Origin of the sequence: Streptomyces sp. NPDC005393, assembly GCF_040606675.1 — a bacterium.
Lineage (GTDB): Bacteria > Actinomycetota > Actinomycetes > Streptomycetales > Streptomycetaceae > Streptomyces.
Genome location: NZ_JBEXFG010000001.1, coordinates 25,804 through 39,532 on the forward strand (window position 1 = coordinate 25,804; position 13,729 = coordinate 39,532).

Sequence of the window (13,729 nt, forward strand, 5' to 3'; positions counted from 1 at the left end):
CCACCATCGAGAAAACCGCGAGCGACGCCGTCCACGAGGGCGCGGGTGACGACACCACCCCGCTGCTGGAAGTCCGCGATCTGCATGTGGAGTTCCACACCCGGGACGGTGTCGCCAAGGCCGTCAACGGCGTCAACTACAACGTCCACGCCGGTGAGACGCTCGCCGTCCTCGGCGAGTCCGGCTCCGGCAAGTCCGTGACCGCCCAGGCCATCATGGGCATCCTCGACATGCCGCCCGGCAGGATCCCGCAGGGCCAGATCCTGTTCCGCGGCGAGGACATGCTCACCATGTCGGGCGAGGAGCGCCGGAAGATCCGCGGCCGGAAGATCGCCATGATCTTCCAGGACGCGCTCTCGGCGCTGAACCCCGTGCTCACCGTGGGCTATCAGCTCGGCGAGATGTTCCGCGTCCACCAGGGCCTCTCCAAGAAGGAGGCCAAGGCCAAGGCCATCGAGCTGATGGACCGGGTCCGCATCCCGGCGGCGAAGGAGCGGGTGAACGACTACGCGCACCAGTTCTCCGGCGGTATGCGCCAGCGCATCATGATCGCCATGGCGATGGCGCTGGAGCCGGACCTGATCATCGCCGACGAGCCGACCACCGCGCTGGACGTCACCGTCCAGGCGCAGGTCATGGACCTGCTCGCGGAGCTGCAGCGCGAGTACCACATGGGCCTGATCCTGATCACCCACGACCTGGGTGTGGTGGCGGACGTCGCCGACAAGATCGCGGTGATGTACGCGGGCCGGATCGTCGAGACCGCCCCCGTGCACGAGCTCTACAAGCGCCCGGCCCATCCGTATACCCGCGGTCTGCTGGAGTCCATCCCGCGGCTGGACCGCAAGGGCCAGGAGCTCTACGCGATCAAGGGGCTGCCGCCCAATCTGCTCAAGATCCCCTCGGGCTGCGCCTTCAACCCGCGCTGCCCCAAGGCGCAGGACATCTGCCGTACGGATGTCCCCGCCCTGGTGCCGGTCACCGAGCAGGACGGCGCGGAGCTGCCGGGCCGCGGCAGCGCGTGCCACTTCTGGAAGGAGACCCTCCATGGCTGACACCGAGAAGAACGACAAGGCCATGGAGCCGGCCGACGCCACCCCCAACGTCACGGAGGTGGAGACGGTCGACGCGGCGACCGAGGAGGAGGCCGTCGCGGCTCTGGAGGCCCCGGTGGACCGCGGCGAGCCGATCCTCCAGGTGCGAAACCTGGTCAAGCACTTCCCGCTGACCCACGGCATCCTCTTCAAGCGGCAGATCGGCGCGGTCAAGGCGGTCGACGGGATCTCCTTCGACCTCTACCAGGGCGAGACGCTCGGCATCGTCGGTGAGTCCGGCTGCGGCAAGTCCACCGTCGCCAAACTGCTGATGACCCTGGAGACCGCCACCGCGGGCGAGGTCTTCTACAAGGGCCAGGACATCACCCGGCTGTCCGGCCGCGCGCTGCGCGCCGTCCGCCGCAATATCCAGATGGTCTTCCAGGACCCGTACACCTCGCTCAACCCCCGGATGACGGTGGGCGACATCATCGGCGAGCCGTACGAGATCCACCCCGAGGTCGCCCCCAAGGGCGACCGGCGCCGCAAGGTCCAGGACCTGCTGGACGTCGTCGGCCTCAACCCCGAGTACATCAACCGCTATCCGCACCAGTTCTCCGGCGGCCAGCGCCAGCGCATCGGCATCGCGCGCGGCCTCGCACTCAACCCGGAGATCATCATCTGCGACGAGCCGGTCTCGGCGCTGGACGTCTCCGTCCAGGCGCAGGTCATCAATCTGATGGAGAAGCTCCAGGACGAGTTCAACCTGTCCTACATCTTCATCGCCCACGACCTGTCCATCGTCCGCCACATCTCCGACCGGGTCGGCGTGATGTACCTGGGCAAGATGGCCGAGATCGGCACCGACACCGAGATCTACGACCACCCGACGCACCCCTACACCCAGGCGCTGCTGTCGGCCGTCCCGGTCCCGGACCCGGAGTCGCGCGAGGGCCGCGAGCGCATCATCCTCACCGGCGACGTCCCCTCCCCGGCCAACCCGCCCTCCGGCTGCCGCTTCCGCACCCGCTGCTGGAAGGCCGAGGACAAGTGCGCCAAGGAGGTCCCGCTGCTCGCCATCCCGGAGCGCTTCGCCGGATCGGACTCGCCCGCGGCACACGAGTCGGCGTGCCACTTCGCGGAGGAGAAGGACGTGGTCCACGCCTAGCGCTTCCGCGCGGGCCGCTGTTTAACGACGAGGGCCGCCCTGACCGTGACGCTCACGGTCAGGGCGGCCCTCGTCGTCGTTCAGGCCCCGTCCGACTCGGGCCAATGCTGCACCCGGACGATGAAGACGGTCGTGAAGCGTCGATGCTCCTGATACCAGACGATCAGTCGACCTTCTGCGTGGTCGAATAATCGAGACACCCCGGACTCATGAATCGGTGGGTCGCCGAGGTACTTGACGGCAGCGGCGTCGGCCAGCCGCTGGGCAAGTCGCTCCACGTCGTGCTTGATCTGGGGATCCAGACCGCCGACCACGTTCTCGGCATCGGGCAGGTACTCCCAGGTCCAATCGCTCACGCGGCGACCTCGCGGCGCGCGGCGTCCAACAGCACTCCGATCTCGGCCGAAGCGCGCCTGGCATCCTCGACGCTGGGCGCCTCGGCGACGGCCACCTCCAACTCGTGGAGCCGTCGAGCCCGCTCCGGATAGCGCCGCAGAGCCACGAAGACGCCCCAGCGGTGGAGGAAGGTGTGCATGGGGACGGTGCTGTCGGTCTGCACCGCCTCTTGCCAGGCACTGTGGAACTCCTCCTCGAACCGGACAGCCGCGCTGAGGTCCACGGAGCGCACGGCGACCCGCAGTGCCTGTTCGGTCAGCGGCGGCATGGGGAACAGCGGCTCGTCGTGGGAGTCCTCTATGGGCTGTGTGCTCACGGCGCTGTCTCCTCCGCTGTGCCGTAGGTCGTCCACGTAGGGTGATCGGTGCAGGCCGATGTTCATCCAGTTTGCCCCATCGCGGGTGGGGGCGGGTTCAGCGTGAACCATACGGCCTTGCCGGTGACGCCCGCGTCCTTGTCGGTGTAGTCGTGCACGCCCCAGGTGTCGGAGCACGACTCGACGAGCGTGAGGCCGCGCCCGTTCTCGTCCTCGGCGTTCGCCACCACCGGCTGCGGCAGCCCGCAGCCGGAGTCCCAGACGGTGACCCGGAAGTCGGGTGACGTCGGCTCCCAGTCCATGCTGACGTACGCGTCGGTGGTGGTGTTCCGGTACGCGTTGGTGACCAGCTCCGACACGAGCAGTTCGGCCCTGTCGATGATGCAGTCGAGCCGGGCCGCCTTGAGGACGTGACGGATGGTGGCCCGTACGACGCCCACAGCGCGGGGGTCGTGGGGGATGAACAGGCCGTAGGACCAGGGCTCTTCGGGCGTGCGCATGGGGCAGCCTCCGGTTGAGTGCCTATTGTGACTGGCGCCATACGTAAGGTAGCCAATGGGGTTGTGAATCCACAACCTCGTTGGCTGGGGCATACTGCTGAGCGATGTCGAGGAGGGGCGTATGGGGCTGAGGGCAAATCCCACGTATCGTCAGCGCCGGTTCGGCTCGGAGGTGCGCAAGTTGCGCGAAAACGCTGGCCTGAGCGTTGGGGAGAGCGCGGCGGTCATGGGGATGCGGCAGTCGCATATCAGTAACGTCGAGTCCGGCCGGACTGGTCTGTCACCGGAGCGGTTGCGCTCCCTCGCGGCGGCTGGTGGTAGTGAAGACTCGACCTACGTTGACGCCCTGGTCGAGATGGGGCAGGCGTCGGGCAAGGGGTGGTGGACGGGGTACCGGGAGCGGGTGCGGCCGTCACTGCTGGACGTCGCCGAGTTGGAGGCTGGTGCCCGTGCGCTCCACTGCTACGAGCCCATGTTCGTGCCCGGGTTGCTGCAGACTCCCGAGTACGCGGCGGCCATCCACCGTGCTGGATACGTCCGCACCTCCCGGCAAGAGGATGACCTGGCCATCGAATTCCGGCTGAAGCGCCAGCAGGTATTGCTCGGCGAGTACGCTCCCCGGCTCCACGCGGTCGTCCACGAAGCGGCCCTTCGCGCGACGTTGGACAGCCCTCGCCTCATGCGGGGTCAGTTGCTGCGACTGATCGAGCTGTCGCGTCTGCCGAACGTCACCCTGCAGGTCATGCCGTTCGACGGGCCGGTGGCGTTCGGCACGTCCTTCGCGCTGATCCAGCCCGAGGTATGGGAACTGAGCACAGTGGTCGTGGGACACGTGGAGAAGTCGCTCTACCTGGGTGACCGTAGCGATCTCGTTCGATACGGCGATGCCTTCGCTAAGGTGTGCGAAGTGGCGTTGCCTCCCGTGGACGCAACGGTTTCACCGGAGGCGCATGACGCCAAGGACTCGTTGGGCCTCATCCAGCGACTCCTGTATCCCCTGCTCTAGGAGGGCGCTGATGTCTCACCTCAGGTGGCGCAAGTCGAGCTTCAGCGAGGGACATTCCGACACGTGTGTCGAACTCGCCGCCGACTCCGTCGGCACCCCTCACCTCCGCGAGAGCGACGACCCGGAGGTCGTCATATCCACCACCCCGGCCGCGCTCCGCGCGTTCCTGCGGGCCGCCAAGGCGGGGAGATTCGACCGCCTCGAAGGGTGAGCCGCGTCCCTCCCGGTGCCCCTTCCAAAAGTGCTTGATCTCGCGCAACTAATTTGTCAAACGTTTTCCAGAGGGGTACCCCAACCCCCCGGCAATCCGGAGGCGATCCGCCAGTCCGGCAACGGCCTCGGCCCCCGAGCACGGACGCCGTCACCGGCGCTCACTCCCGGCGGCCGGCGCCCGGCGACGGCGCCCCACTCCCCACCTGCCGACCCATGCTCAAATGCGCCGAAGGCGCGAGACGGCGCCGCGCTGCACCTCGTAGGGTCGTGGCATGTCTGCCCCTCACTCTCCGGTGTATCAGGAGTACTACACCCGCACCCCTTTCCAACTCTTCTCCGGCGTCGGCTGGAAGCGGCTGGTGGCCTTCCGGGCCGATGAGTCGGGCGTAACCCTGGGCGGCCCCGTGACGTGCTACCGCCGGTTCACCGCCGTCGTGCCGTGGTGGGACATCGAAGCCGTCGTTCTGTGGTCCACGAAAAAGACCATGGAGAGGCCGATACGGCGGATAGGTCTGAAGTTGCGGCCGGGCGTGCCGGACCCTCCCGGCCTCAACCATGAGCTCACCCCGCAGCTCAGCGCGGGTATCGCGCCGCATATCGAGCACGAGGTCGTCAGGAACAGCCGGTTCATCGCCTTGTGGAAGGTGGACCACACCCGGCTCTCCACCGCCATGCAGGCGTTCGCGCCCCAAGTTCAGTTGCGTGTCCACCCGGTGCACGAGGTGGTGCCCCAGGGGCCGGGCACGAGGCTGGGGAACGACTCTGGCGGGAGCATTTTCGACATCATGCCCTGACCCCCGCGCGCTCCTCCGCGAAGTGGCAGGCCGACGCATGGGCGGCCGCCCCCGCCAAGCCCGTCGGCACCGCCAGCACCGGCACCTCCGCCGCGCAGCGCTCCTGCGCCTTCCAGCAGCGGGTGCGGAAGCGGCAGCCGGAGGGCGGGTTGGCCGGGGAGGGGACGTCGCCGGTGAGCAGGATGCGTTCGCGGCGCCCACGCGACTCCGGGTCCGGGACCGGGACGGCGGAGAGCAGTGCCTGGGTGTACGGGTGCGTCGGGTGGTCGTAGATCTCGGGGCCCGTCCCCGTTTCGGCGAAGCGGCCCAGGTACATCACGGCGACCTGGTCGGCGATGTGCCGGACCACCGACAGATCGTGGGCGATGAAGACGTAGGCCAGGCCGAACTCGTCCTGCAGCCGCTCCATCAGATTGACCACCTGCGCTTGCACCGACACGTCCAGCGCTGAGACCGGCTCGTCCGCGACGATGACCTCCGGCCGTAGCGCCAGGCCCCGGGCGATGCCGATGCGCTGGCGTTGGCCGCCGGAGAACTGGTGGGGATAGCGGTTGAGGTGCTCCGGGCTGAGCCCCACGACCTCCAGCAGCTCCTGGACCGCCCGCCGCCGGTCGCCCTTGGGCGCCGCCTCGGGGTGGATCTCGAAGGGCTCCCCGATGATGTCGCCCACCGTCATCCGGGGGTTGAGCGAGGTGTACGGGTCCTGGAAGACCATCTGGATGTTGCGGCGGACGGCCCGCAGCGCGCGGCCCGAGAGACGCGTGATGTCCTCGCCCCGGTAGTGGATCGTCCCGGCGGTCGGCCGTTCCAGGCTGACCAGCAGCTTGGCCACGGTGGACTTGCCGCAGCCGGACTCGCCGACGATGCCGAGCGTCTCCCCGCGCCGCAGGGCGAAGGAGACCGTGTCGACCGCCCGGACGGCGCCGATCCGCCGCTTGAACACCACGCCCTGGGTCAGGGGATAGAGCTTGGCCAGGTCGCGGATCTCCAGGACCGGCCCGTCGGGCTCAGACATGCGCTCAGGCATGCAGCTCCTCCTTCCAGAAGTGGCAGGCGCTGGTCCGCCCGCCGGACGCGGAGGACACCAGGGACGCGGGGGACGCGGAGGACGCCGGGGGCGCCCCCGGCGGGGATGCGCCCGCCGGAGACTCACCCGCCGCCGCCACCTCGTACAGCGGCGGCCGCTCGACGCGGCAGACCTCCTGGGCGCGCGGGCAGCGGGGGTGGAAGGGGCAGCCGGAGGGCATGGCGAGGGGGCTGGGCGGCGCTCCCCTGATCGCGTAGAGCTCCCCGCCACGGTGACCTCCATGGCCCCCGTGACTCTCGTGACCCCCATGATCCCCGTGACGCCCATGATCCCCGTGACCCCGGCGGGCTTGCCCGCCCCCGTGGTCCACGCGCGGCACGGAGTCCAGCAGTCCGCGGGTGTACGGATGGGCGGGGCGCCGGTAGAGGTCGCGCACCGGCGCGGTCTCCACGATCCGGCCCGCGTACATCACGGCGATGGTGTCGGCGACGTCCGCGACCACGCCCAGGTCGTGGGTGATGAGGATGAGCCCCATGGCGTACTCGCGGCGCAGCTCCGCCAGCAGATCCATGACCTGCGCCTGGACGGTGACGTCCAGCGCCGTGGTCGGCTCGTCGGCGATGATCAGATCCGGCTCCAGCGCCATCGCCATGGCGATCATGATGCGCTGGCGCATACCGCCCGAGAACTGGTGCGGATAGTCCCCGGCCCGCTGCTTGGCCGCCGGGATACGGACCCGGTCCATCAGCTCGACGGCCCTGATCCGGGCGTCCTTACGGGACATGCCGCGGTGCACCTCGTACATCTCGGCCAGCTGGGCTCCGACCGGGATCACCGGGTTGAGCGCGGAGAGCGCGTCCTGGAAGATCATCGCCATCTTGGCGCCCCTGGTCCGGCGGCGCTCCTCCCGGCTCGCCGTCAGCAGATCCCGCCCCTGGAAGAGGACTTCCCCGCCGGTGACGAAGCCGGGCGGGGAGTCCAGGATGCCCATGACGGCCTGGGCGGTCACGGACTTGCCGCACCCCGACTCGCCCAGCACGGCGAGCGTCTGCCCCGCGTCCACGCCGTAGCTCACCCCGCCGACGGCCTCGGCGACGCCGTCCCGGGTACGGAACTCGACCCGCAGGTCGCGTACGTCCAGCAAACGGGTCACCGGCGGCTCCTTACGACATGGCGCGAAAAATCAGCGCAGCTTGGGGTCCAGGGCGTCGCGCACCGCGTCGCCGAGCATGATGAAGGCGAGGACCGTGAGGCTCAGCGCCCCGGCCGGCCACAGCAGCATGTGCGGGGCGTTGCGGATCTGGGTGGCGGCAGAGGAGATGTCGATCCCCCAGGAGACGGTGGGCGGTTTGAGCCCCACGCCGAGGAACGACAGCGTCGCCTCCAGCGCGATATAGGTGCCGAGCGCGATGGTCGCGACGACGATCACGGGGGCGACGGCGTTGGGCGCGATATGGCGCAGCAGGGTGCGGCCGCTGCCCGCGCCGAGCGCGCGCGCCGCCTGGACGTAGTCGTGCTGTTTCACGGCCACGACCGAGCCCCGCGCGATACGGGAGATCTGCGGCCAGCCCAGCAGCACGATGAAGCCGACGACCGGCCAGACCGAACCGCTGGTGACCACGGAGAGGAAGACCAGGCCGCCGAGGAGGATCGGGATACCGAAGAAGACATCGGCGATCCGCGAGAGCAGCGCGTCACACCAGCCGCCGAAGAACCCGGCGAGGCCGCCCAGCACGCTGCCGAGCAGGGCCGCGCCGGCGGTGGCGCAGGTGCCGACGGTGATGGAGGCGCGGGCGCCGTAGACCGTGCGCGTGTAGACGTCGCGGCCCTGGAGGTCGTAGCCGAAGGGGTGGCCGGGCGCCGGGCCGTCCTGCGCCTTGGCGAGATCACCCTGGTACGGATTGCCGCTCGCGATCAGCTGCGGCCAGATCGCGATGACGACGAGGAAGAGGATGACGAGCGCGGAGACGAGGAAGACGGGGTTGCGTCGCAGCTCGCGCCAGGCGTCGGACCACAGCCCCCGGGTGCCGGGGACCGCCGGCCCGCCGCCTCGTGTGCCGCGCCGCCACGGGGCGCGCCACGGGCCGCGCCGTGCCCCGCTCTCCAGGGTGCCGGCGCCGGAGGCGACGAGGTCCAGCGGACCGCTGCCCCCCACCGACGGGGCGATCGCCTCGGTCGTGTCATGCGTCGCGTACGGCGTCTCGTGCGGCGTTTCATATCGTGTGTCAAAAGGCTCAGGCATACCGGATCCTCGGGTCGAGCACGGCGTAGAGGAGGTCGACGAGCAGATTGGCGAGCAGGAAGACGATCACCAGGATGGTGACGAAGCCGACGACGGTCGGTGAGTTCTGCCGCAGAATGCCCTGGTAGAGCTGGTAGCCCACGCCATGGATATTGAAGATCCGCTCGGTGACGATGGCCCCGCCCATGAGCGCGCCGACATCCGTGCCGAGGAAGGTCACCACGGGGATCAGCGAGTTGCGCAGCAGATGGCGGGTGACGATCCGGCGGCGCGGCAGCCCCTTGGCGACGGCGGTACGGACGTAGTCGGCGCGGGCGTTCTCGGCGATCGAGGTACGGGTGAGCCGGGTGGTGTACGCGAGCGAGACCAGCCCCAGCACCACGCCGGGCAGCAGCAGTTCGGTCAGCGGCGCCTCCGGCGAGACGGACGGCCTGGCCCAGCCCCAGGTCACGCCGAACAGATACTGGAGCACCGTGCCGCTGACGAAGGTCGGGATGGCGACCACGACGAGGGTCAGCAGCAGCACCGAGGTGTCGGTCCCCCGGCCGCGGCGCAGCCCGCTGAGCACACCGAGGGTGATCCCCACCGCCATCTCGAAGGTGACCGCGACGACCGTGAGGCGCAGGGTCACGGGAAAGGCGCCGGCCATCAGCTCGGTGACGGGCTGCCCGTTGAAGGCGGTGCCGAAGTGGCCGCTGAAGACCTGCCCCATGTAGTGCGCGTACTGGCGCCACAGCGGCTCATCCAGATAGAGGTCCTCGCGGATCCGGGCGGCAGTGGCGGGGTCGGGGGCCTTGTCGCCGAAGAGCGCGGCGACCGGGTCGCCGAGTGCGTACACCATGAAGAAGATCAGGAAGGTGGAGCCGAGGAACACCGGGATCATCTGCAGCAGCCGCCGGAGCGCATAGCGGCCCATGGCTCAGCTGACCTTGATCTGGTGGTAGACGGGCACGCTGAACTGGTTGAGGGTCACCTCGCTGAGCCGGTCCGAGTAGCCGGCGCTGCCGTTCTGGTACCAGAGCGGAATGGCGGGCATCTGCTCGGCGAGGATCTTCTCCGCCGTCTGGAAGCCGGTGATGGCCGCTCCGTCGGCGGAGGCGGCATTGGCCTGGTTCACCAGCCGGTCGAAGCCGGTGTCGCTCCAGTGGCCGTCGTTGGAGGAGGCGCCGGTGTAGTACAGCGGCTGGAGGAAGTTCTGGATGAGCGGATAGTCCATCTGCCAGCCGGCCCGGAAGGGCCCGGTCATCTCCTTGCCGGCCATCTTGTTGCGGTAGTCGGCGAAGGTGCCGACGGGTTTGCCGACGCACGCCCGGTCGCTCCTCAGCACGGAGTTGACGCTGTTGCAGACCGCGTCGACCCAGTCCTTGTGCGAGCCGGTGTCGGCGTTGTACGTGATCGTCATCCGCCCGCCGGGCAGTCCGCCGGCCGCCTTGATCAGCTTGCGCGCCCGCTCCGGGTCGAAGGAGCAGGCGTCGCCGCACAGCCCCGGCTGATAGCCGCCCTGACGGCGCAGGACCGGTGAGGTCCAGTCGGTCGCCGGGGTGCGGGTGTTACGGAAGATCCGGTCGGTGATCTGCGCGCGGTTGATCGCCATCGAGATGCCCCGGCGGAGCTTGGCCTTGCCCGGACCGCTCCAGGCGCGGTCGTACATCGGGAAGGTGAGGGTCTGGATGATCCCGGCGGGCTGGTTGATATAGCGGTTGCCGAGGTCGGAGCGGACGAACTTCAGCTGCTGCGCCGGGACATCGTCCACCAGATCGAGATTGCCCGCCTGGAGATCGGTGTAGGCGGTGTTGCTGTCGGTGTAGACACGGAGATCGACACCCTTGTTACGGGCCTTGTCGGGGCCGGGGTAGGCGTCCCAGGTGCGCAGCTTCATCACCGAGCCCTTGGCGTACGACCGCACCAGGTACGGGCCGTTGCCCACGGGCTTCTTCAGCCAGGCGGCATGGTGCTCGAAAAACGCCCGGGGCAGCGGTGCGTAGGCGTTGTAACCGAGCGTCTCGGGCCAGGTGGAGAACTTCTGGGTGAGTCTGACGGTGAAGGTCCGGTCGTCCTTGACCCGCAGCCCGGAGAGGGTCTTGGCGGTGGGGCCGCCGGAGTCGGGGTGGACCTTGTCATAGCCCTCGATGTACTCGAAGAAGTAGGCGTTGCGCTGCTTGTGGTCGATCCGGGCGCCGTAGTTCCAGGCGTCCACGAAGGACCTCGCCGTCACCTTCTCGCCGTTGCTGAACCGCCAACCGCCCTTGATGGTGATGGTGTAGTTCCGCTGGTCGGAACTGAGGATCCGCTGAGCGAGCGCGTCCTTGGCCTCACCGGTCCTCGGGTCGTACCGCTTGAGCCCCCGGAAGATCATGTCGAGGACCTTGCCGCCCTGGACCTCATTGGTGTTGGCCGGCTCCAGCGGGTTCGGCGGATCGCCCCAGGAGGAACGGACGACCCCGGACCCGGAACCACTGCCACCACCGCAGGCCGTCGCGGCCACCCCGACGGCGGCCACACACACGGCGCCCAGCGCGCACCGGGCACACGTACGGTGCAGGGCTCCGCGCATGGCGCCTCCCGAGGATCCGGTCCACGATCCGCCTCAAGGTCCATCTGACATCCGGTGGACCGACGGCGCACGTCGATGACCGCTGTCCGTGGCGGCAGGGGGAGCATTCCGGCGGCCTATGATCGCGACGTGTCGCACAGCGATCTTCAGCGCGTTCAGGACTTCCTGCTCTCCTTCGCCCGCCGCCAGGCCGGCGAGGTACGGGAGGTGCCCGGGGGATTCCTGGTGCGGCATGAGGGCTATGCGCGCTCCCACGAGCACAATCAGCTCCATATCGCCGGGCCCGTCGGCCCCGAGACGCTGCCGGCCGTCGCCGACGCCGCGATGTCCGATCTGCCGTACCGGCGGATCACCGTCCATGACGACGACCTCGGGCTCGCCTGCGCGCCCGTGCTCGGCCGGGCGGGTTACCGGCACGCCACCGAGGTCGTCATGGTCCACACGGGTCCGGTGCCGCCGGAGCCCGGGGCCGAGGTCGTGGAGCGGGATCTGGGGCCGGATCCGTACGGCCCGCTGCGGCGGGCGCTGACCGCCCAGCAGCGGCGGTGGATGCCCGACGCCGACGAGGAGACCGTGCACGACCTCGTGGACCGGCGCACGGCGCGCCGTGAGGGCGCCGACGAGGTGCTCTTTCTGGCCGTCCACGACGACATCGGCGAGGTCGCCTCCTGGGCCGACCTCTACATGGCGCCCGCCGACGCCATCGCCCAGATCGACGAGGTGGTGACCGCCGATCCGTATGTGCGCCGCGGCTATGCCGACGCCATACTGGCCGGCGCCGTGCGCCGCGCGGCCGCCGCCGGATGCGGGCTGCGCTTCCTGATGGCCGACCAGGACGACTGGCCCCGCCACTGGTACGCCCGCCGCGGCTTCACCCCCATCGGCCGCAGCCACGTCTTCACCCGCCCCTGAGCCACCCGGAAATGGCGTGCCGAGGCGCGGTGGCCGGGGCTATGGTCCAGTCATGCCCCACACCACCCCCTTGGACATCCGGATCGGCGTCTACGCGACCGAGGGCGAGGCCAGGAGGCTCGGCGAAGGGTGCGAACGGCTGCTGAACGGCCGCGCGCTCGCCTACCGCCTGTCGGTCGCAGGCCCCGGGGAGGCGACGGCCGGACCCGGGTCCATGCCGCTCGCCGCGTTCTACGACGACCTTCCCGAGCAGTGGCGGATCGGCCACCCCGGAGAGGACCCCGGAGCCCGCGCCGTCCATGAGGTCCGGGTCGCGCTGCACACCACCCGCCCCCGGGCGGAGACCCTCCGCGAGGAACTGACCCGCGTCGTCTGCCCCGGTCCCGAACACCGTTCGCCCTGCCCGGTCCCTTGGGCCTCCCACTGCGTCGGCCCGACGGCGTAGGCCCGGTCTCAGTCCTTCCGCAGGTCCTCCGCCGCGATCAGCGCCGGGTCGAGGACGACGTCCTCCTCGCGGGCCTCGATGGTCGGGGCCTCGGGGAAGTGGCAGGCGGACAGATGGCCCTCGCGGTTGCCCTCGATGCGCAGCAGCGGGGGCTCTTCCCGGGCGCACGTGTCCTGCGCCTTCCAGCACCGGGTGCGGAAGCGGCAGCCGGAGGGCGGATTGATGGGGGAGGGGACGTCGCCGGCGAGCCGGATGCGTTCGCGGCGGGTGGCGTTCGCCTCGTCCTCGGCCATCACCACCGCCGCGTCCGGGACGGCGGACAGCAGGGCGTGGGTGTAGGGGTGGCGCGGGCGGTGGTAGATGGAGTCGCGGTCGCCGACCTCGACGATCTTGCCGAGGTACATCACGGCGACGCGCTGCGAGAAGTGGCGTACGACGGCGAGGTCATGGGCGATGAACAGGAAGGCGATGCCCAGTTCGCGCTGGAGCTGCTGGAGCAGATTGACGACCTGGGCCTGGATGGAGACGTCCAGCGCCGAGACCGGTTCGTCGGCGACGATCAGCCTGGGTTCGAGGGCGAGCGCGCGGGCGACGCCGATGCGCTGGCGCTGGCCGCCGGAGAACTCGTGCGGGAAGCGGTTGTAGTGCTCGGGGTTGAGGCCGACGGTCTCCAGCAGTTCGCGCACCCGGGCCTCGTGGCCGCCCGGCGGGTTGATGCCGTTGATCTCCATCGGGCCGGAGATGATGGTGCCGACGGTCTGCCGGGGGTTCAGCGAGGAGTACGGATCCTGGAAGATCATCTGGATCTCGGAGCGGACCGGCGCGAGCGCCTTGCGGTCCGCGTGGGTGATGTCCTGGCCCCGATAGGTGATCGTGCCACCCGTCGGCTCCAGCAGCCGGGTCAGCAGCCGGCCCGTGGTGGACTTGCCGCAGCCGGACTCGCCGACCAGGCCGAAGCTCTCGCCCGCGTGCACGGTCAGATCGATGCCGTCGACCGCTTGGACGGCCCCGACCTTCCGCTTGATCGGAAAGCCGCCCATGATCGGGAAGTGCTTGGTCAGCCTCTCGGTGACCAGGAGGGGTTCCGGTTTCCCCGACGCGCTGCTCATGTGTACCGCTCCC

The 13,729-nt window shown here is 69.6% G+C and carries 16 protein-coding genes; 7 read left to right on the forward strand and 9 right to left on the reverse strand.

The window, feature by feature from the left end; translation table 11 throughout:
• Positions 1–5 precede the first annotated feature (5 nt).
• Together ABZS71_RS00110 and ABZS71_RS00115 are read left to right on the forward strand one after the other, a co-directional pair.
• The gene (locus tag ABZS71_RS00110) at positions 6–1,055 is read left to right on the forward strand and encodes an ABC transporter ATP-binding protein (protein WP_356206830.1); all 1,050 of its coding nucleotides are present in this window, start codon (positions 6–8) and stop codon (positions 1,053–1,055) included.
• Positions 1,048–2,202, forward strand: a complete 1,155-nt coding sequence (locus ABZS71_RS00115; RefSeq protein WP_356206127.1) for a dipeptide ABC transporter ATP-binding protein — start codon at positions 1,048–1,050, stop codon at positions 2,200–2,202. The genes ABZS71_RS00110 and ABZS71_RS00115 overlap by 8 nt, the downstream gene beginning before the upstream one ends.
• 80 nt (positions 2,203–2,282) lie before the next feature.
• On the opposite strand, the gene ABZS71_RS00120 is transcribed toward ABZS71_RS00115, so the two are convergent.
• The 3 genes from ABZS71_RS00120 to ABZS71_RS00130 all read right to left on the reverse strand — a co-directional run bounded on the left by ABZS71_RS00120 (position 2,283) and on the right by ABZS71_RS00130 (position 3,414).
• Positions 2,283–2,558: a hypothetical protein gene (locus tag ABZS71_RS00120; RefSeq protein ID WP_356206129.1), complete on the reverse strand. Its 276-nt coding sequence runs from the start codon at positions 2,556–2,558 to the stop codon at positions 2,283–2,285.
• The gene (locus ABZS71_RS00125) at positions 2,555–2,914 is read right to left on the reverse strand and encodes a hypothetical protein (RefSeq protein WP_356206131.1); all 360 of its coding nucleotides are present in this window, start codon (positions 2,912–2,914) and stop codon (positions 2,555–2,557) included. Before ABZS71_RS00125 ends, ABZS71_RS00120 begins: the two co-directional genes overlap by 4 nt.
• Before the next feature lie 62 nt (positions 2,915–2,976).
• Positions 2,977–3,414 carry an ATP-binding protein gene (locus tag ABZS71_RS00130; RefSeq protein WP_356206134.1) on the reverse strand — a complete coding sequence of 146 codons (438 nt, stop codon included), beginning with the start codon at positions 3,412–3,414 and terminating at the stop codon, positions 2,977–2,979.
• Between the two features lie 121 nt (positions 3,415–3,535).
• Between ABZS71_RS00130 and ABZS71_RS00135 the strand changes: the two genes are divergently transcribed.
• From ABZS71_RS00135 to ABZS71_RS00145, 3 genes are all read left to right on the forward strand, one after another.
• On the forward strand, positions 3,536–4,420 hold the full coding sequence (locus ABZS71_RS00135; RefSeq protein ID WP_356206137.1) for a helix-turn-helix transcriptional regulator: 885 nt from the start codon (positions 3,536–3,538) through the stop codon (positions 4,418–4,420).
• 10 nt (positions 4,421–4,430) lie between these two features.
• Positions 4,431–4,631, forward strand: a complete 201-nt coding sequence (locus ABZS71_RS00140) for a DUF397 domain-containing protein (RefSeq protein ID WP_356206140.1) — start codon at positions 4,431–4,433, stop codon at positions 4,629–4,631.
• Between the two features lie 274 nt (positions 4,632–4,905).
• Entirely contained in the window at positions 4,906–5,427 is a 522-nt protein-coding gene (locus ABZS71_RS00145; protein ID WP_356206142.1) for a hypothetical protein, read from the forward strand.
• Here ABZS71_RS00145 and ABZS71_RS00150 read toward each other — a convergent pair.
• From ABZS71_RS00150 to ABZS71_RS00170, 5 genes are read right to left on the reverse strand one after another with little or no spacing between them, the layout of a single operon-like run.
• Positions 5,417–6,454: a dipeptide ABC transporter ATP-binding protein gene (locus tag ABZS71_RS00150; RefSeq protein ID WP_356206144.1), complete on the reverse strand. Its 1,038-nt coding sequence runs from the start codon at positions 6,452–6,454 to the stop codon at positions 5,417–5,419. The two genes, ABZS71_RS00145 and ABZS71_RS00150, sit on opposite strands and share 11 nt — an antisense overlap.
• Positions 6,447–7,607, reverse strand: a complete 1,161-nt coding sequence (locus ABZS71_RS00155) for an ABC transporter ATP-binding protein (RefSeq protein WP_356206146.1) — start codon at positions 7,605–7,607, stop codon at positions 6,447–6,449. The genes ABZS71_RS00150 and ABZS71_RS00155 overlap by 8 nt, the downstream gene beginning before the upstream one ends.
• Positions 7,608–7,637: 30 nt before the next feature.
• The gene (locus ABZS71_RS00160) at positions 7,638–8,696 is read right to left on the reverse strand and encodes an ABC transporter permease (RefSeq protein WP_356206148.1); all 1,059 of its coding nucleotides are present in this window, start codon (positions 8,694–8,696) and stop codon (positions 7,638–7,640) included.
• A complete protein-coding gene (locus ABZS71_RS00165; protein WP_356206151.1) occupies positions 8,689–9,612 on the reverse strand; it encodes an ABC transporter permease in 924 nt (307 codons plus the stop codon). Before ABZS71_RS00165 ends, ABZS71_RS00160 begins: the two co-directional genes overlap by 8 nt.
• A gap of 3 nt (positions 9,613–9,615) precedes the next feature.
• Positions 9,616–11,250, reverse strand: coding sequence for an ABC transporter substrate-binding protein (locus ABZS71_RS00170; RefSeq protein WP_356206153.1), 1,635 nt, complete (start codon positions 11,248–11,250; stop codon positions 9,616–9,618).
• A gap of 129 nt (positions 11,251–11,379) precedes the next feature.
• Between ABZS71_RS00170 and ABZS71_RS00175 the strand changes: the two genes are divergently transcribed.
• Together ABZS71_RS00175 and ABZS71_RS00180 are read left to right on the forward strand one after the other, a co-directional pair.
• Positions 11,380–12,162, forward strand: a complete 783-nt coding sequence (locus ABZS71_RS00175) for a GNAT family N-acetyltransferase (protein WP_356206155.1) — start codon at positions 11,380–11,382, stop codon at positions 12,160–12,162.
• Positions 12,163–12,214: 52 nt separating this feature from the next.
• Positions 12,215–12,607, forward strand: coding sequence for a hypothetical protein (locus tag ABZS71_RS00180; RefSeq protein ID WP_356206158.1), 393 nt, complete (start codon positions 12,215–12,217; stop codon positions 12,605–12,607).
• 8 nt (positions 12,608–12,615) lie between these two features.
• On the opposite strand, the gene ABZS71_RS00185 is transcribed toward ABZS71_RS00180, so the two are convergent.
• Positions 12,616–13,716 carry a dipeptide ABC transporter ATP-binding protein gene (locus ABZS71_RS00185; RefSeq protein ID WP_356206159.1) on the reverse strand — a complete coding sequence of 367 codons (1,101 nt, stop codon included), beginning with the start codon at positions 13,714–13,716 and terminating at the stop codon, positions 12,616–12,618.
• Positions 13,717–13,729: the final 13 nt, after the last annotated feature.